Genomic DNA, 15,847 nt, shown 5'->3' with positions numbered 1-15,847 from the left:
GGCCAAGGCGACAATTTTCAAATTCATAGAGTTGCTATCTCCTGTTGAGCAACGCTCAGCCCCACAGCCACAGGCCGAACCCAGATTGGCATGCTGTTGAGCATGAATGTTTCGCCGGCGGCGGCCAGCAGTAGCGTGGTGCCCATTACATGGGCAATTGCCTCGGCAGCTTTCGGTGGTACCGCGTTGCCGATCCGCTCACGCCAAGCCTGATCGCTCAAACCGTCCAGTTCGAACTGTTCCTCCGGATCAACCAAGCTTTGCAGTGAGGCCAGCTCCAGCGTGGTGAACGGCCGGTGCCAAGTGCCGTCGAGGCTCTCGATAACACAGGTCAAGCGGTCGTTGGCTTCGGGCATGCGGGGATCAGCGACCGACCAACGGCCGTTGTCTTGCTTGGCGCTCGCCGAAACGGCGCCGCATTGATCATTCCAACCAACAACGCCGTAATGGCCTCCAGTCAGGTACGCATCACCCTTCACGCGCTTCATACCAGGGCGGGGGTCTTGCACTGCAAAAGCTCCCTGGCCAGTTGTGCTGCCGGCGATGACTGTTCCCGTCGACTGGTCCCATGGTGATACCAGGTACTTGCCGAAGCCTTCACCCGATCGGCGTGGGTCGGCAACGCTGAAGGTGCCTTGCCCGGGCGATTTCACGCCGATCACTGCGCCGCTGGTTTCGTCCCAGCGGCGAACGCCGTATTGCTGGTATTGCAAAGCACCGACCTTGGCGCGCGGATCGGCCACCGAGAACGCACCGTTCGTTGGGCTGCTGCGACCTGCGACAGTGCCGGCGGTATCGCGCCAGTCGTGAACACCGAGATAGCCGGCGCGGTATTCCGGAACGATCACCAGGTCACGCAGATAGCCGTCCTCGATCGCCAGATCGTTCAGGCTGCGCCAATCCTTGCCAGCGGTGACCAGAGCCAGGCGAACCCATGTTTTCCATTGCAGCGCAGGAACCCGGTGCATCGGGCCTGCGGATTCAACATCACCAGCCAGAGGCATGCGGCCGAGGATTGAGCCGACAGACTTGAGCGTCTTCTTTTCCGGCTCGTACAGGAACGGCGGCACCTTCTCGACATGGCGAGCCACCAGCAGGAAGCGCTTGCGGCTTTGGGCCAGTCCACCGATGACGCCGCAGTCATGGGTTGTTTCAGCGACGGCGTAGCCGTAGTGACCCAGTACCTTGTTAATCTGGTCCAGCAGATGCCGGCCACGGGTTGCAAGACGGGGTACGTTCTCGAAAACGATCAGCGACACCGGGTCGTCTTTCCAGGCCTCACACATCAACCAGATGCAGCGCAGCGTCAGTTCATTCAGTGCCTGGTATTTTGGTGTCAGGCTCATCGTTTCAGATAGCAACCCCGACGCACCCTTGCATGGGCTGGAGATGAATACGGCGTCTGGGCGTTCGTTGTTGGCAGCTCGGCGTAGGTCTTCGGCGCTCGCTTCCGCCCAGCCCGGTGGCGGGGCTTTGCCGTGGAAGCGGATGTACTGGTCGCGATTGAAAAGGTCCATAAGGGTGCCGCGCACACCAGACAGGCGTTCGAAGTCGCGCAGGCCTGCCGGGTCAACGTCAACGCCGCCGATGCACTGCCATTCGGCTTGGATGTTGCCCACGACGGGCTTGGCACTGTTGAAACCCTTGGCGCCGCCACCGAGGCCACAGCACATATGAAAATGTTTGAGCGTGCGCTTAAGCATAACGACGTCCCTTTGCCTGTTTGCCTGCTGCCTTTTCTGCCATGAGCGCAGCCCATTCCACGGTCTTGCGTTGCTGACGGAGACGACTGCAGTTCTGGTGTCTGCGTGTGGAACGGGCTTTTCCGCAGATATCGCAAACGCTGGGGAGGTCAAGGCGATGGCTAGCCATTGTGGGGCGAGTTCTAGAGCCGGATGTTGCTGAGTTCGTGATAGCCTCGGCATTGCCATCGTTGAGGGTTTGGGCTTGCATGGTTCTCTCCTTTCATTGGTGGTCGGTGTCGAGGGGTTGCAGCCCCTCGGCACCACTTCCAGTTACTTCGTTACCTACTTCAGTTCGCCGTTCGGAGGCGAGCTGTGGCCGCCATCAATAGCCCGGCGGGATAAACTCCCTTCGGCTCATTCTTGAAACGCACAATCACGGCGTTGCCGTATACACGCAGAACGATGCCTGGCTTGTGATGGCGTTTCGGGCGACGGGCGCGCTTGCCTGTGATTGCCTGATTCACCTTGTCGCCGGGTTTGAACACCGCTGCATTTGCCTTTCTTCGGCCAACGTTGAGGTTTCGTACTCGCATGGTTTTCTCCTTGATGCACCGGTGCTGATGGGGGCAGCCATCGGCGCCGTCTCGTTGCTTACTTGGCAAGCCAGATCAGTGCGTCAGGCACTTGAATGGCCACTACTGCAATCAGCGCGACGGTCGCGATCGTGCTGATCAAATTGCTCAACATTTCCCTGCTGCCCTGGTGGGCTGTTTCGTTGGTGCGTTGCATGGTTCTCTCCTTTCAGTGTTGGCCGGTTGCAGCCGGCGTTACATATCGCTGTCTGGCTGTCGCACCAGGTGCAGCTCCAAGCCTTCAAATTCGTTGTTGTCTTCAGTGCCTGCCTGCCATTCCAGCACCGCCCGGATCTGCAGGCGCGAACAATTGAGCACCACGATTTCAAGCTGTCCGTCTGCGGCTCGAACCTCCAGGATGTCGACAAGGCCGTCAGCCCCGTAGGCATCGGCCTGTACGGTTTTCCGGTGGTCATTGCCTATTTGCTTCAACAGCTCGGTGACTCGGTCTTGCAGACTTACCGCTGCATCACCACCGGCGAGTATCTGAATTTGCATTCGCAAGTCCTGTCGGTGATTGGCGTTCAGGCCTGAAAAATCCAGCACTTAACAATCGGCTGTTTGGTGATCGTGGCATTGGAGTGCTTGGCCTGGTGGGCACGCACCGCGCTGTCAGTTGCCTTGTTTGTGTCCAGCAACTTCCGAGAGCGGGAGTCCTTCAGGCGATCCCTCAATTCGCTGATGTCGGCAACCTTTTGGCGGTGCTCGGCCGCGCATTTGACGAAGTCGTTGAGGTTGATGGCGATGGTGTTGTCTTTCTTGCTGTGGTTGACCACCGGACCATCGGCGTCCAGACCTTCGAGGTACTCGTACACTTCCCAGAATTCAGCTACTACCGGGTGATCCGAGCTGATCGAGGATTGACGCTCGATCGCCATGCGGATGATTTGGGTGCGGGTGTGGCTGATTTGCGGCTCGCTGAGGGGGATGACCAGGCGCAGGCAATCGAGCAGGGCGAGCAGTTGGGCGTGGTTTTTGTTGATACGCTCGACGCGGATGTAGCCGCGCAGTTTGTTGCCGCAATGGCCACAGTGGTCGTGCTCATTTTTGAATGGCGTTTCGCAGGCAAAGCAGTGGCTGTGCAGATTGCGCAGCTTGGCTTCGTAACCGGGCATGCGCTGGGCAAACAACTCCATCACTTCCGACTCTTTGCGTACCGCCTGCAGCAGGAAGTTGCTGAGCCTCGCGCCTTCCAGGGAATTGAGCAGATCCGCTGCGGCACGGCTTTCGGCAGTGACGGTTGGCCGTACAAAGTGCAGCTTCACAATCCTGGTCATGATCGCTTCGGACGCAACGACCGGTGCGTTTTGGCTGATCGCGATGGTGGCGCGAAAAGGTGGCTCGTAGGTCTCATTGCCGGCGGTTTTGACACCCTTGGTCGCCAGTGTGCCGCCGCCGTAGTAGTCCTTCAGCTCGTCCCATTCGAACGTTTTGGCGTGGGCCTTATCGTCACCACTGCGATCCGACTCGAGCAGTACGACGGGCATGCCGGAGATTTGGCCCATCAGACGACTACGCCCAGCCTTGGTGGATTTGGACGGGTCGAAACCTTCGTATCCTTCGCGCCCGAGCAGTTTCCACAGCAGGGTGAGCAGGGTGGTTTTACCGGCACCGGCTTCGCCCGTGGCTTCCAGGAAGGGGAACGACTGGTACCGTGCGCGGATCTGTTCGGCGAACAGCGAGCCGAACCAGAAGGTCAGTGCCACGGTGCCCTGGGCGCCAAAGCACTGCCAAAGCAAGTCCAGCCAGTGCGTGTCGTAGTCTTTGATGTCCTTCTGAAGGGCGATTTTCACGCCTTTTTGGAGGCTCTTGAGTTTCAGCTTGCCCATCTCGAAGAACTCTTCTTCGTTGATAGTGATCAGCTGCCCTTCCTTGATGGCGATGTCGTTGAACACGTAGCAGCCATACTCGCGGCTGTAGCCCACGTAGTCGATCGTTTGAACGGTTTTGATACCGAAAAGCTGGTCTTTCATGATCTTGTCCAATTGCTGCCCACTACCGGTGAACACGGCTCCGGCACCCATGCCGAGAAGTCTTTTTTTAAATTCGCTGGCCGCTGCGACCTGGCCGCCGGTGAAGGTGTTTTTCACCGAGCCGCCGTCATGGGGGAAGTCGACGCGGAAGAAGTACCAGGACTCGTCGGTGATCTCGTTGCGCTGGAAATACAGGGCCTTGGGGTAACAGTTGGCGATCTCGACCACGCAGCCGGACATGCGCAGCGCCTTGGCGCGACGTGCTTTGTCGTTCAGTTGTTGGTCTTCATGGTTATCGCTGGCGTCCAATGCCTGCATGGCGCTGTTGAACTTCGAGATGTCCAACTTCCACCAGTACAGGCGAGAGTCGAAACCGAAGTGAAACTCTTCGCGCTCGCGCCACTGATACATGAGCAAGGCTTTCTCCACGGCGCTCTCGGCAATCAGCAGGGCGCCGTGGTGCTTGGCTTCGTCCAGCTCCTTGTCGATTCGCTGGGTACGGGCTTCGACGTCATCCATGAACGCCCAACGCTGATGCAGATCGTTCCAATCGACCTTGCGCGAATCCGGTTGTGGGATCTGTGCTGCGTCACAGGTGAAGCCAAGGTCACGCGCCTGACGGACCCACATGCGGGTGTATTTGTGCGCACCTGGTTCGTTGTCCAATGCCCAAATCAATTTCGGCGTTTTGCCGGCGCGAGAGGTGATCAGGGCTTTCAGTGATTCTTCTGGATAGGCGTTCGAGGAAAGTGCAGCAACAGCGGGGATGCCGTTTTGCACCAGGGCAATAGCGTCGAAGATGCCTTCAACAATCCACAATTCATCCACCTGCAGAAGATCGACGCAGGGCGGCACCCACCAAAAACCCTTGTAGCTTTCGCCGGGTTTAAATCGCGCTTTCTTCTTGCCGAAGCGGTTCGGCTTGTCGATGAGCCGCTCCCAGTAGCCGCCCTTGTCGAGGGGAAAGCGAACCGTGGCCGAGCCGATGTTCAAATCACGGTCGTAGTAATGCTCCTGGGTGTACCAGCCTTCAATCATCCCAACGTCGAAGCCGCGGGCGAAGGTCAAGTAGGCCTTAGCGCTGGCAGCGGGCTGGTCGTCGGTGGCCGGGGCGCGCTTGCTCCAGTCGTCGAAGAGGTCGCTGTACAGCTCTTTGACTGGTTCCATATAGCGGCATTTCTGCTCGCGGCCGCAGCGGATGAACCATGGCTCGTCATACCGAGAGAACAGCCGGCGCTGGTTGCACTGAGGGCACGTTCCCTTGCGCATGTATTGAGTGCCGGCCATGTGTTGCAGACCATAGTCAGCTTCAAGCCGCTGCAGCACGTCGGCACGCAGTTGGTGGTCCATGGTCTTCACTGCGCACGCTCCGCAGTGTTTGCACCTAGCTGTTTTTCCAGCTCCTTGCGTGTCCGGCAAATACCGGCCAGGTGTGGGATATCCTGGAGCACCTTCGGTGCCCGCTGGCCACGCGGTACATTTCGGTAACGATCGGAGTACCAAACGTCGGCCATGGTGGTGTCGTACTGACTGTTGAGCCATTGCAGGTATTGCTCTGCCTGCTGTTGGTTCAACTCCAGTTGGATGGTGATATTGCTCATTTCGGCCACCAATAAAGTGCAGTTTCCCCTTACCCACGCATGGCGGGCATGTAGCAGGGGCGGTTCAGATTTAGTTCGAGGTGTTGCGGGAGGTCAGCAAGCGCGCTGGTAAGAAGCGGGCCGGGACGGGGTAGCGCTTTTGGGTTTGGGTATCGAGCAGCCAGACCAGGTAACGATAAGCGCTGCTGCCCGGATAGATACCCAGCCGCGCTACGCGTTTCGATGTCATGCCTTCGAATTCGGTAACTGCCAGCTCGGCGATCCGCTGCACCAGGTGCTCAGGCACTTCGAGCGACTGAGCGAGGTAACGTTTGCAGTTTTCGAGCAGTTGGTGGTCACCGGACAGGTGCTGTCCATGCTGCCGGTACAGGTATGCAACGGCAGCCTGTTGCATGGCGGCGCGATAATCATTGGTGGGGTTGATCGTCAAGGCGATGGTGTTCATGCGAGTGTGGCCTCCATTTCCAGTTGATCCAGCAAATCGGGTTGATCGTTGGCTGACTTCATCGCGGCGCGACGCAGGGCAACATCCGCAACGGGAAGACGAACAGTGGGATTGGCCATGCCGCTCGGACTCATTTCATGAGTCATTTCGAACTGAGCACGAACGGACCAGCCGCAGGCTTCGTTGACGCATTGCAGGTAAGCCACTCGCAGGAAAATATGGGTGCCTTCACTGGTGCGGATACGCATGCGGCCCATGCAGTGGGGGCAGACTAGTTTGTAAGTGCTCACTGGTCGGCCTCCTTGCTGTGCAGTGAAATGGTGGCCAGAACCTCGGAATGGCGTGCGCTCAGATACTTGCTGTGGGCAGCAAGGATTGCAGCCGCTTCACCTTTCTCGATGACTCCATCAGCCAAAGCTTTATCAATGATCTGGTCGACCACCCCTCGCTTGGCAGCTGTGCTGACCGAGCGGCTGTACAACTCGATGTTGTCCAGGGTTTCAGGGGCAGCGATCGGTACGAACATGCCGCTGTAAAGGGATGCCACATACTCAGGGAAAAAGCTGGTTCCAGCGTCTCGTTCGAGCATATGAATCTGATCGTCGCTCAGCGGGCGGCTACCGGCATTTTCGTAGACGTGGTTATCGAATTTTTTGAGTTCGTAGCCGAGGCGCGCTGCGGCGCATTCACGGCCACCTGGGTAAGCACAGACAACCGCGCTTACTACTTGGCGTCTGGTTTCTAGCACTGGGCGTTTCATCTTCTGGTTTCCTCCGTGAGCCAGAGGCCCTAGTTTGCAATCACGCCGTCTTTGATCCCGAGCAGAACGGCTGCCCGGTGAGCTTCACCGCGGAGGCACTTTTTCTGCCCATTCAGGACCGCATACACGGTGCTTGGGTTGAGGTTGTGTCGTTTCGCGAATTCAGCAGTGGACAGTCCCTGCTCAACCAACCTTCCTCTGGCACGTTGTAGTGCTTGCTCGGTGATAGCTGCGTTCGGCATAGTGCTAATTCGTGTGATTTGGTGTGGATTTATGGCGATCTTGTCCCAATTAATTGGGACTGTCAAGCCTGAGGGGTACAAATTTGATGACCATTGGAGCTCGGCTACGTGAGGAGCGGGCACGGCTGGGCGTTACTCAAACGGATTTGGCTGTTGCGTGCGGTGTCGCGAAGAACACTCAGCTGAACTATGAGAAGGACGAAAGAAGTCCTGATGCCACTTATCTGCTTCTGGCTAAACAAGCCGGGATGGACATTCACTATGTACTGTTTGGTGAGCGCTCTCCGGTCCATGCAGACCAACTTTCACCCTATGAGATGGAGATGCTTTCGTATCTCAGAGAACTACCGGACTTCGATAAAGAGTCGCTTCGACGCATGGCATTTGCCATGTCGGCCGTCGCTAAAACCCAGACACCAGCGCCACGTACATAGCCTGTAACTAACGATAAGGAATCTGTTTTGATGCTTGGGATTGCAAAGAAAATTGCGTTGGCAGTTGCGTTCAGTTCATCCATATCACTCACGGCTCATGCTCTGGAGGCGCAGCACTTCGACAGCCTCCCAGCTATGGTCGAGGATTTTGGGGATTTTTCTGCGGAAAACGGCACCTTCAAAGTCGTGGCGGACAAACCGCTGCATGTGCAGTTTGCGCCTCAGGTAGTGCCTGGCGATTTGCCAGAAAATATTCGGTACGAAGTACAGCGTGCTGCGCTTTATGGTGTTTACCGGACCTTCGTACATACTTCGGTCGACTCAGTCCAGGTCACTGCATACCCGATTGAGATCGACCTCAAAAGTCATGTGTCGAAAAACCTAAAAGGCCCCACCGTGAAGGTGACGGTCACGAGGGCGCAAGCACTGGAGGCTGTTCAAAAATTTATTCGTGTCGATGATTTTTCAGAACTCGTAGACCCGAAACAAATGGGCACGATTCAGTTGGATAACTGGACCAAGGACTTTGAAAGTCTCTACTACAAGCAGCCAAATATCGACAAATTGCTGGTGGAGTTGAAGGCAAAACAGGCCTAGCGCTGTTCTTGACGACTTCACAAGAGCCGTATCCCAAAGCTCAGCCTAGGCTGGGCTTTTTTATTCCGGGGTTCTCCCCATTGGCGAAATCTGCCGAAAAATGTACTGTATGCGCATACAGTAATGGAGCAAGCCCACTATGGAATCGAGTTGCGTCCCCGCCCACCCAAAAGTCCACGGGTTTACAACAATCGAGCCCGTAACAAAGCTGGAGCGAGACCTGATCGTCGGGTTCCGGTGCCTCTCTTCGGATGACCGGAACCGTATTTTCCTGGTCCTGCAAGCCATGGTGTCAGTTCAACAGTCGAGCGAAGTGGAGGCGGGTGGCCCTAAGGTCATCGTTTGTTGACCTGTCTGCAGACCCGCCCTTCGGTGGGTTACCTTAATTCTGAAGTCGTTTGAACTCCCGCTCTGCTGCCCTTTTCGCGGATGCTTTGCTCTCGTATAGATGCGTGAGCCGTCTAGGTTTGCTTTGGTCTCCCTCGGTGAGTTGCTTTTGCTCCCCGGTCTTTTCGTCGCGATACCAGGCGACAATTCCCGTGAAGTTGTCCGATGTGTCGGCCAGCTCGTTCACGCCCTCTTCATCCGGCAGCTTGGACTCCAATTCGAGACTGGTGGTGAATGAGTCCGGCGAGAAACTATGTTTGACGTTGCCGCCTAACCACACCACGTCCGAGATCTCTTGCTTGATGCCCACCAGGGAATAGGTCAACTCTGGCGTTAGATCTGGTCGGCCCTTGGCCAGCGTATAGCTAAGGGTGGCGGTGCCACGTTGGAGACGGCTCATTTCTGCGCGAGCCGCCACCAGTGCGCTCTGCTGGTCGGTGTAGGTATGGCGCAGGTCTTTCAGGTTCTCTCCTCCGCCGGCAATGGCTTCTTTCTTCTGCGCACTGTTTACTTCGTAGTAGAAGGCGCGCACGCCGGTATAGCTGTCGCGATCGGCCTGCAGGAAACGGTGCTGATCGCCGTCCTGGCGCGTGAGGGTGATGTGGGGGAGATTCAGACCGCTGGCTGTGGTTGATTTCCCGACGGGCATGAACAGCAGGCGACCGGCTTTCACAGTAGCGATGGCATCGTTCTCTATCCCGAGACGGCTGAGCAGATTTGCATCGGACTCATTGGCCTGGTCCAGGTGCGCAAGGTTGAGCGCGCTGAATGCGGCGCTGACCACGGCACCGAGACCGTACGCCCCGGCAATTGCCTCAATGACGGCCTTCAATGTTTGGCCGTGCCAGCTGCGCTCCCGCTTGACCTTCAGGCCCGCACGCAGATCCACGCTCCGAGCGCGGATGCTGAGTTGGTCAGGCGCACCGCTGTGCTCGGTCTCGTCGACGGTATAGGTGCCTTTGTCGATCAGGCCGGTATCGCTCCAACCCAGCCAAACCTGCAGGACAGCACCCTTGGGGGGAATGGCCAGCCGGCCGTCATGATCAGACAGGGTGATGTCGAGCTGGTCCGCTTCCATCCCGCGATTATCGGTGAGCTCGATGTTGATCAACCGCGCCTCGATCGCTGCCGTGATGTCGTTCCCGTCCACCAGGACGCGGCATATCGGTCGGGGGTAGGCCGTGGCTTCGCGGTACGCGTCTTTTGCCCTGCCCAGGTAGGTGCTGGCCTGGCTGATGGCCTGATCGATCACAGCACTCTCCTCAGGATGTTTCCTGCTGTGCTTGCACCCGCGCCGAGGATGTCGGCACGGCCGTCATCAATGCGCTTGAGTGCAACGGTGAACTCGATCCGGCGAGCGGCGCCGTCTCTAAAAAACAGGGTCCTGGTTTCGTTGATGCTTTCGATAACCCAAGTCCCGAGGATCCGCCCGGTACCCTCAATCAGTGGCCACGACTTCCCGGTATCAGCCATTACCCGCAGGGTATCCAAGCTCAGGGGTGTTCCCAGCAGCGCGGGAAGTAAGACGCCAGGCAATGTGATCGCATCCTCGCCACGCCCCAGATACTGTCGAGCAGGGTTGGTACCGATACGTGAGGTGGTGCCGTGGCGCCAATCTGTCTGCCGCTGCAGCTCCTGATAGACCAGCGTTTCCAACGTGAAGACGAACATGCCAAGGGCCATCATCATGGTGGGGTTACTCCTGGTCCAAAAGGGAACTGCGACCGCGCGCCTGCTTGGCGCTCTGACGCTTGTCCAGTTCGGCCGCGACAGCGCGTGCAATGGCAGCCGGATCCATTCCAGGCGCGGGATGGATGTTGATTACGATCTGATCACCCGGAGCCTGGGCGACGGGCGCTGAAGCGGTGGCAATCGGTGCTCGATTGTCGACCGCGATCGCGCCGCCGGCACTGCCCATACCAATGGCCAGCGCGCCGGCTTGGGCCAGCCGTTTACCAGCACCGGCGACAGCGGCCAGTGGTCCGCCTTCACCATCGGACAGACCTTGAGCCAGACCCGCCATGGTGAAGCCACCCAGTTCAGCGAACACGCGGGAGGGGCTGTGGATACCGAGCTTTTCCTTGAACCAGCCAATGGTGCTTTCGCCCGCTCCGACAACGGCGTCTTTCACGCTGCCGGCGGCAGCGGTGATGCCGTTCACCAACCCGGCCATGATCATGCCGCCGAACTCGGTGAATTTCCCCGGCAGCTCAACGCCGAAGTAACTCATCACACCGGCGAAGGCACGGTAGAAAAGTCCAAGCGGGCTGAAGTTGACAAGGATCTCGAGAATGCCGGCGATACCGCCACTGAAGCCTTGCTTGAGCTCAACCCACAACGTACCCAGGTAGGCTTTGACCTTGTCCCAATTGGCATAGATCAGATACGCGGCTGTCGCAATGGCCGCGACAGCCGCGACGATTGGGTTCGCCATGAACAGCCGGCCAATCCACAACAAGGCCTGGCCTACGATCGGCAGGACCTTTGTGCCCATGTTGACCAGCAAGCCGAGTAGGGAGGGCAGCTTTATACCGATCAGTGACAGACCGTAACGAACAGCCAGGAACGGTCCTAGCGCCCCCGCGACAGCCAGCGCAGCAGCACCGAAGCCGGCGGCGACAGCGGCAATTCCGGCAGCAACGGTCAATATGCCCTTAACCAGGTTGGGGTTCGCCTGAGCCCAGGCATTCACCTTTTCGAGCACATTGTTGAAGCTGTCCACTAGCGCGACCAAGGTCGGCCGAAGCGTCTCGCCCATCGCGCTGCTGAGGTTGAACATTCGATTTTGCGACATCTGCCAGCGTGCGGACAGTTGCTCGCCCTTGATGTCTCCCTCGCGCTGCATCGAGCCGGCGCCCTTGGTGCTGTTGACCAGGTCGAGCTGACGACGGTACTCGGCGATGTTGTTGGCCAGCTTGGCAGCGTCATCGCCATATTCCTTGCCAAACAACTGAGTGGTGACGCTCAACTGCTCACCTTTGGGCAGTTTGTTGACTGCATCCAGTACCTTCTGAATGGTGCCGGTGGCGTCTTTTGCCATGCCTTCCTGAACGGCCTTGGCTTCAAGCCCAACGGCTGCCAATCCCTCTTGAAAACGCTTCGGTTGGTTGGTCGCGATTGCGAGCTCGCGGATCATGGCGTTGGTGGCCGTGCCCGCGACCTCGGCCGAAGAGCCCAAGGTCAGAAAAGTTGAGCCCAGCGCGGCAGCATCCTTGAACGACATGCCGACCGAGGCCGTGATACCAGCAGTGCGTTGCATGACATCAATGATGTCTGCGCCCTTGGACTTGGCGTTGTCATCCAGGTAGTTGATCGCGTCGCCGAGTTGGCTGACGTTCTTGATCGGCAGCTTGTACAGGTCGGCGATCCGGGCGAGGTTTTCGCCGATCTGATCCGCCGGAAGTTCGAAAGCGGTGGCAGCCGTCGCGGCGACGCGGGCGAACTCGAGCAGGTCGTCTTTGCCTTGGACACCCATGCGCGCAGCACCTTCGACCAGGGCGGCGATATCGGTCGTGGCCATGGGAATCTGCTCGGCCATTTTCTTGATGGCAACGCCCATGTCGTAGTAGGTCTGGGTGAGCTTGCCGTTGTCGTCCCGGGCACCTTCAACTTGTTTCGCCACGCCGGCCATCGCGTCCTCGAAGCTCGAGTAGCTCTTCACCATGCCGAGGATGGGTAGGCCAACGGCGGCACCGGTAGCGGCGGAACTGGCGCCGGCTACTGCCGCGTTGCCAGCGAGTTCACGCCCTTTGCTGTAGTTCTGTTGCAGTCTGGAAACGCGCTCTTGCTGTTTGCCCAATGCAGCCAGCCGTTCACGCTGGACCTTGATGGCTTGGTTCGCCGCTTCAATGTCTGTTTTCAACCGGCGCTCAGTGCTGCCCAAATTGCTCGTATCCGCACCGGTGGATTTGACCAGGGGAATCAGGCGCTGCAGTTCGGCGCGTTGCTCGCCGTGCTTGTTCTTCAGCTTTTCCACTGCCGCAGTGGCGTTGATGAACGTCTTCTGGAAGGCCGCAGAGGGGGCGTCCATGGTCTTGAGCTGCTCGCGGTACAGGCGCACTTTGTCCTGGGCCTTGGCCAGTTCCTCAGAGGTTTGGCGCACAGCCTCGCGTTGTCGGGTGTAGCTGGAAATATCCGATTGCTGCGCGTTCAGCGCCTTCAATTGGTCGCGTGCTTCCTTGAGCGCGCGTGAAGTGGCATTACTGCCGTTGCTGATCCGCTTGAGTGGGGCGGTGACCTTGTCGACCGCCGACAGCAGTACTTCGAGCCGCAGCTTGTCAGTCATCTTTTGCCCCGCTTCTTACCCGGGCGCGTTCGCGCCATTCCATCAGTTCAGTAAGGGACAGCGGATCCATGGCCGCTGGCCCCCAGTGGAAAATCACGGCGATGTCCGCCATGGCGTCATCTACGCAACGAGGGACGCATCCGTCTTCGCCGACTTCGGCAGCAAAAAACCCGTCACCACGGTAGCCATCTGCACCAGGTCGGCCGGGTCCATTTGCCCGAGCTCATGGTCGGTCAACGCCGGGATGGTGATGCGAGGCAATACCTTGCGCAGAGCGAGGACGTCCATCTGTAGCAGGTCCGCCAGGCTCACCCCGCGCAGCTCGCCCGACATAGGTTTGCGCAGGGATACAGAGGTGAGTTGCTCGTTACCGCGCTTGATCGGGGTATCCAGGGTGATGTCTTCAACATTGGGGTTCTTTTGCGGGGCTTTTTCTGGCGTGGGCATGGTGATGTCCTGAGAGTGGGGGAGGGGAGTCGCCTTAGGAGTCACGGTTAGAGGCCGATGGCTTTGCGGTGCTCAGCCAGCATGTCTTTTCCGTTGACGTTGAAGATGAAGTTGAGCAGGTCGATTTCGACCTCCACGTTTCCATCGATCGACAGCTTGTAGTAGCTGCAGGTGGTGGTGAACTTGTGCTCGGTATCCTCACCAGACTCGGCATCGCCCATGTCGATTTCTTCATGGCGACCACGCACAACGACCTCGACGGCCGAAACGTCGCCGGTGTCATCACGTTGAATGGATCCGGCCCAACGCAGCATCACGCCACTGGCAGAGACGGCGCCGTATTGACGCAGCGCGGTCAGGTCCCAGCCGCCGAGTGTCCATTCCAGCTGGATGCCGTCGTCGCTGTGGCCGAGGTCGGCCTTGACCGGCCCGTCCATGCCTCCACCACGGAACTGTTCGAATTTTCGCCCGAGCTTGGGCAGGGTGACGCTCTTCGACTGGCCGACGTAGCTGACGCCGTCGTTGAAGAGATTCATGTTTTTGAGCTTTTTGGGCAGGGCCATCGGGGCGCTCTCCTACGGCGCGGCCGAGACCGCGCGGGTGAATGGGTGATCAGGCGTTGACGCGGCTGGCGAAGTCGACCAGGTAGCGATCGGTGATGCGCTGGCGCAGGTTCAGGTTCTCCAGCGGCGGTACCGGCGTGTAGTCGTAGTCCAGGTACAGCTTGCCGGCCTTCAGGGTGTCCTTGTCATTGGCGGCCTCGTCGTACCAGCACTCGCCGCCAATCAGGTAGCCCAGGCGTACCAGTTCGCGGAACTTCGCATTGACGCCTTCGACGAGGTCGCGCACCAGGCTTGCGTGCATCGGCTTGTCCACCGCCCAGAACTGGCCCTCAGCCATGGTATCGGCGAGCACCTGGGCGGTGCGGGTGTAGTTCTCGAAGGCAAACAGTGGATCGTCGCTGCAGGTGCGCGAGCCCCAGAAGCGGAAACCTTCACGGCGAATCAAGGTGGTGACGTCCGCTGCGTTGAGCAGGCCGGCGTCGGTGGCAGGGTTCTGCAAATCCCAGTAGATGTCCTTGCTCAACCCCGACACACCGTTGACCGGCACGTTGGACAGGGTTTTGTGCCAGCCGACCTGCTCGTCGAGCTTGGCGCGCAACCCCAGCGCGCGGGCGATGGACGAGGCGGGGGCATCCGCATTCGTGGTGGTGTCCCAGTTGATGAAGTCCGGCCAGATGGTCATCAGTTCCCGGGCACCGAAGTTCTCCCGGTACGCGATCGCCTCGGAAACGGTCTCGCAGTCCCAGGCATTGGCGTAGGCAAAGCCTCGAAGCTTCTGCGCGATGACCACCAGCTCGGTGGCGACGGCCAGAGAATCCAGACCAGGTACACCGAGGATGCGCGGACGCACACCCAATTGGACTTCAGCCGCGAGCAGAGCCTTGAGGCCTTTGTACTGGCCGTTGGCGCTGACGCTGCCCACGATATTGGAAGTGGTTTCTGCTTCGGTAGCGCCTTCCTCAACCCGCACCACCACCGTAACCGGGCTGGCCTGGTCGGCGATGGCGTCCAGACTTCTGGCCAGCGTACCGAGCTCGCCGGCCTTGCCGCTGGCAGTCAGTACGTCAGTGAGCAGGACAGGTTTGTTCAGTGGGAATGCAATGGGGTCCGCGTCGCTGGCAGTGCAGACCATGCCGACGACCGCCGTGGCGATAGTGCGGATGGGGCGGGTGCCCTCGTTGATTTCGACGACTCGGACGCCGTGATGGTAGTCAGTTGCCATGGTGATTCCTGCGCGTTGGTGGCGATGAAACGCAGGGTGACGCGCGCGCGATGCAGCAGCTAGCATCTGGGGTTGTAGGAAGGGCTGGCACAACAAGCACGTGCAGTGCTGAAAGGAAAAGCCCCGCTGACGCGAGGCTGTGTACGGCGATTATTGGGTCTGCTCGGCGATCCAGGCCGGCGGCGACGGGCGTTCTGTCTCGGCCGGAAACGCCGCTTGCTCGGGCCAATCGCGCAGCGCCTGCATATAGTCCAGCAGGCCGGCGAACTGCTCCGAGGTAATGGTGGTCGGCCGGTTCAGCTCGCGCTCGTCGCGGTGCCGGTCACGAATCCATTGCACGCGCTGAATTTCGCTGTCGCGCCAGGAACGTTCGAGTACGGCCAGATCCTCGGGCGGTGGGTCGATCAGGATCGGCAACCCGTCAGCATCATGGCTGCGAACCTTGCCGGGCTCGGGATTGGCGAGGACCTCTAGATAACGACCATCGCTGATTTCCTTCGCATCAGCTGGCATGGTCCTGTGCAGGCCTTCAAGATAGGTCGTTTGCGTGGTCTGACTATAGAATCGTTTCAAT

The 15,847-nt window shown here is 58.9% G+C and carries 20 protein-coding genes; 2 read left to right on the top strand and 18 right to left on the bottom strand.

The genetic code is table 11. From position 1 onward, the window contains the following. Positions 1–23 precede the first annotated feature (23 nt). The 10 genes from M5G20_RS23780 to M5G20_RS23735 all read right to left on the bottom strand — a co-directional run bounded on the left by M5G20_RS23780 (position 24) and on the right by M5G20_RS23735 (position 7,338). Positions 24–1,703 (bottom strand): DNA cytosine methyltransferase, encoded by a 1,680-nt coding sequence (locus M5G20_RS23780; protein WP_273921159.1) that lies wholly within the window; start codon positions 1,701–1,703, stop codon positions 24–26. A gap of 329 nt (positions 1,704–2,032) precedes the next feature. After that, positions 2,033–2,278, bottom strand: a complete 246-nt coding sequence (locus M5G20_RS23775) for a hypothetical protein (protein WP_273921158.1) — start codon at positions 2,276–2,278, stop codon at positions 2,033–2,035. A 58-nt stretch (positions 2,279–2,336) separates the two neighbouring features. Next, complete coding sequence (locus tag M5G20_RS23770) at positions 2,337–2,474, bottom strand: hypothetical protein (RefSeq protein ID WP_273921157.1); 138 nt, start codon at positions 2,472–2,474, stop codon at positions 2,337–2,339. A gap of 38 nt (positions 2,475–2,512) precedes the next feature. Continuing rightward, the gene (locus M5G20_RS23765) at positions 2,513–2,815 is read right to left on the bottom strand and encodes a hypothetical protein (protein WP_273921156.1); all 303 of its coding nucleotides are present in this window, start codon (positions 2,813–2,815) and stop codon (positions 2,513–2,515) included. 26 nt (positions 2,816–2,841) lie between these two features. Beyond that, positions 2,842–5,640 carry a toprim domain-containing protein gene (locus M5G20_RS23760; RefSeq protein WP_273921369.1) on the bottom strand — a complete coding sequence of 933 codons (2,799 nt, stop codon included), beginning with the start codon at positions 5,638–5,640 and terminating at the stop codon, positions 2,842–2,844. A 5-nt stretch (positions 5,641–5,645) separates the two neighbouring features. Next, positions 5,646–5,891 (bottom strand): hypothetical protein, encoded by a 246-nt coding sequence (locus M5G20_RS23755; RefSeq protein WP_056852146.1) that lies wholly within the window; start codon positions 5,889–5,891, stop codon positions 5,646–5,648. Positions 5,892–5,961: 70 nt separating this feature from the next. Beyond that, complete coding sequence (locus M5G20_RS23750) at positions 5,962–6,336, bottom strand: hypothetical protein (RefSeq protein ID WP_273921155.1); 375 nt, start codon at positions 6,334–6,336, stop codon at positions 5,962–5,964. Then, positions 6,333–6,626, bottom strand: coding sequence for an ogr/Delta-like zinc finger family protein (locus tag M5G20_RS23745; RefSeq protein WP_273921154.1), 294 nt, complete (start codon positions 6,624–6,626; stop codon positions 6,333–6,335). Before M5G20_RS23745 ends, M5G20_RS23750 begins: the two co-directional genes overlap by 4 nt. Beyond that, positions 6,623–7,096, bottom strand: coding sequence for a YmfL family putative regulatory protein (locus M5G20_RS23740; RefSeq protein WP_273921153.1), 474 nt, complete (start codon positions 7,094–7,096; stop codon positions 6,623–6,625). The genes M5G20_RS23745 and M5G20_RS23740 overlap by 4 nt, the downstream gene beginning before the upstream one ends. Positions 7,097–7,125: 29 nt before the next feature. Further along, a complete protein-coding gene (locus M5G20_RS23735) occupies positions 7,126–7,338 on the bottom strand; it encodes a DNA-binding protein (RefSeq protein ID WP_273921152.1) in 213 nt (70 codons plus the stop codon). A gap of 86 nt (positions 7,339–7,424) precedes the next feature. Here M5G20_RS23735 and M5G20_RS23730 point away from each other — a divergent pair, with 86 nt between their 5' ends. Both M5G20_RS23730 and M5G20_RS23725 read left to right on the top strand, forming a co-directional pair. Beyond that, positions 7,425–7,772: a helix-turn-helix domain-containing protein gene (locus M5G20_RS23730; protein ID WP_273921151.1), complete on the top strand. Its 348-nt coding sequence runs from the start codon at positions 7,425–7,427 to the stop codon at positions 7,770–7,772. A gap of 30 nt (positions 7,773–7,802) precedes the next feature. Continuing rightward, on the top strand, positions 7,803–8,369 hold the full coding sequence (locus M5G20_RS23725; protein WP_273921149.1) for a hypothetical protein: 567 nt from the start codon (positions 7,803–7,805) through the stop codon (positions 8,367–8,369). A gap of 382 nt (positions 8,370–8,751) precedes the next feature. Here M5G20_RS23725 and M5G20_RS23720 read toward each other — a convergent pair whose 3' ends face one another. From M5G20_RS23720 to M5G20_RS23685, 8 genes are all read right to left on the bottom strand, one after another. Then, on the bottom strand, positions 8,752–10,008 hold the full coding sequence (locus tag M5G20_RS23720) for a phage late control D family protein (protein ID WP_273921147.1): 1,257 nt from the start codon (positions 10,006–10,008) through the stop codon (positions 8,752–8,754). Beyond that, positions 10,005–10,445 carry a phage tail protein gene (locus M5G20_RS23715; protein ID WP_273921146.1) on the bottom strand — a complete coding sequence of 147 codons (441 nt, stop codon included), beginning with the start codon at positions 10,443–10,445 and terminating at the stop codon, positions 10,005–10,007. Before M5G20_RS23715 ends, M5G20_RS23720 begins: the two co-directional genes overlap by 4 nt. Before the next feature lie 7 nt (positions 10,446–10,452). Beyond that, positions 10,453–13,041: a phage tail tape measure protein gene (locus M5G20_RS23710; protein WP_273921145.1), complete on the bottom strand. Its 2,589-nt coding sequence runs from the start codon at positions 13,039–13,041 to the stop codon at positions 10,453–10,455. After that, positions 13,034–13,153, bottom strand: coding sequence for a GpE family phage tail protein (locus M5G20_RS23705; protein WP_273921144.1), 120 nt, complete (start codon positions 13,151–13,153; stop codon positions 13,034–13,036). Before M5G20_RS23705 ends, M5G20_RS23710 begins: the two co-directional genes overlap by 8 nt. A gap of 8 nt (positions 13,154–13,161) precedes the next feature. After that, positions 13,162–13,488, bottom strand: a complete 327-nt coding sequence (locus M5G20_RS23700) for a phage tail assembly protein (RefSeq protein ID WP_273921143.1) — start codon at positions 13,486–13,488, stop codon at positions 13,162–13,164. Between the two features lie 47 nt (positions 13,489–13,535). Continuing rightward, a complete protein-coding gene (locus tag M5G20_RS23695; RefSeq protein ID WP_130932221.1) occupies positions 13,536–14,051 on the bottom strand; it encodes a phage major tail tube protein in 516 nt (171 codons plus the stop codon). A gap of 49 nt (positions 14,052–14,100) precedes the next feature. Beyond that, complete coding sequence (locus M5G20_RS23690) at positions 14,101–15,273, bottom strand: phage tail sheath protein (protein ID WP_273921142.1); 1,173 nt, start codon at positions 15,271–15,273, stop codon at positions 14,101–14,103. Between the two features lie 150 nt (positions 15,274–15,423). Then, on the bottom strand, positions 15,424–15,846 hold the full coding sequence (locus M5G20_RS23685) for a phage tail assembly chaperone (protein ID WP_273921141.1): 423 nt from the start codon (positions 15,844–15,846) through the stop codon (positions 15,424–15,426). Position 15,847 lies beyond the last annotated feature (1 nt).

The organism is Pseudomonas sp. TNT2022 ID1044 (assembly GCF_028656895.1).
Classification (GTDB): Bacteria; Pseudomonadota; Gammaproteobacteria; order Pseudomonadales; family Pseudomonadaceae; genus Aquipseudomonas; species Aquipseudomonas reinekei.
Note: the sequence above shows the minus strand (reverse complement) of the source record. Positions and strands in the feature narration are given on the sequence as shown.

Coding starts and splice junctions, on each gene's coding strand:
- M5G20_RS23780 (WP_273921159.1), bottom strand. CDS start 1,703: ATGCTTAAGCGCACGCTCAAACATTTTCATATGTGCTGTGGCCTCGGT.
- M5G20_RS23775 (WP_273921158.1), bottom strand. CDS start 2,278: ATGCGAGTACGAAACCTCAACGTTGGCCGAAGAAAGGCAAATGCAGCG.
- M5G20_RS23770 (WP_273921157.1), bottom strand. CDS start 2,474: ATGCAACGCACCAACGAAACAGCCCACCAGGGCAGCAGGGAAATGTTG.
- M5G20_RS23765 (WP_273921156.1), bottom strand. CDS start 2,815: ATGCAAATTCAGATACTCGCCGGTGGTGATGCAGCGGTAAGTCTGCAA.
- M5G20_RS23760 (WP_273921369.1), bottom strand. CDS start 5,640: ATGGACCACCAACTGCGTGCCGACGTGCTGCAGCGGCTTGAAGCTGAC.
- M5G20_RS23755 (WP_056852146.1), bottom strand. CDS start 5,891: ATGAGCAATATCACCATCCAACTGGAGTTGAACCAACAGCAGGCAGAG.
- M5G20_RS23750 (WP_273921155.1), bottom strand. CDS start 6,336: ATGAACACCATCGCCTTGACGATCAACCCCACCAATGATTATCGCGCC.
- M5G20_RS23740 (WP_273921153.1), bottom strand. CDS start 7,096: ATGAAACGCCCAGTGCTAGAAACCAGACGCCAAGTAGTAAGCGCGGTT.
- M5G20_RS23735 (WP_273921152.1), bottom strand. CDS start 7,338: ATGCCGAACGCAGCTATCACCGAGCAAGCACTACAACGTGCCAGAGGA.
- M5G20_RS23730 (WP_273921151.1), top strand. CDS start 7,425: ATGACCATTGGAGCTCGGCTACGTGAGGAGCGGGCACGGCTGGGCGTT.
- M5G20_RS23725 (WP_273921149.1), top strand. CDS start 7,803: ATGCTTGGGATTGCAAAGAAAATTGCGTTGGCAGTTGCGTTCAGTTCA.
- M5G20_RS23715 (WP_273921146.1), bottom strand. CDS start 10,445: ATGATGATGGCCCTTGGCATGTTCGTCTTCACGTTGGAAACGCTGGTC.
- M5G20_RS23710 (WP_273921145.1), bottom strand. CDS start 13,041: ATGACTGACAAGCTGCGGCTCGAAGTACTGCTGTCGGCGGTCGACAAG.
- M5G20_RS23705 (WP_273921144.1), bottom strand. CDS start 13,153: ATGGCGGACATCGCCGTGATTTTCCACTGGGGGCCAGCGGCCATGGAT.
- M5G20_RS23700 (WP_273921143.1), bottom strand. CDS start 13,488: ATGCCCACGCCAGAAAAAGCCCCGCAAAAGAACCCCAATGTTGAAGAC.
- M5G20_RS23695 (WP_130932221.1), bottom strand. CDS start 14,051: ATGGCCCTGCCCAAAAAGCTCAAAAACATGAATCTCTTCAACGACGGC.
- M5G20_RS23690 (WP_273921142.1), bottom strand. CDS start 15,273: ATGGCAACTGACTACCATCACGGCGTCCGAGTCGTCGAAATCAACGAG.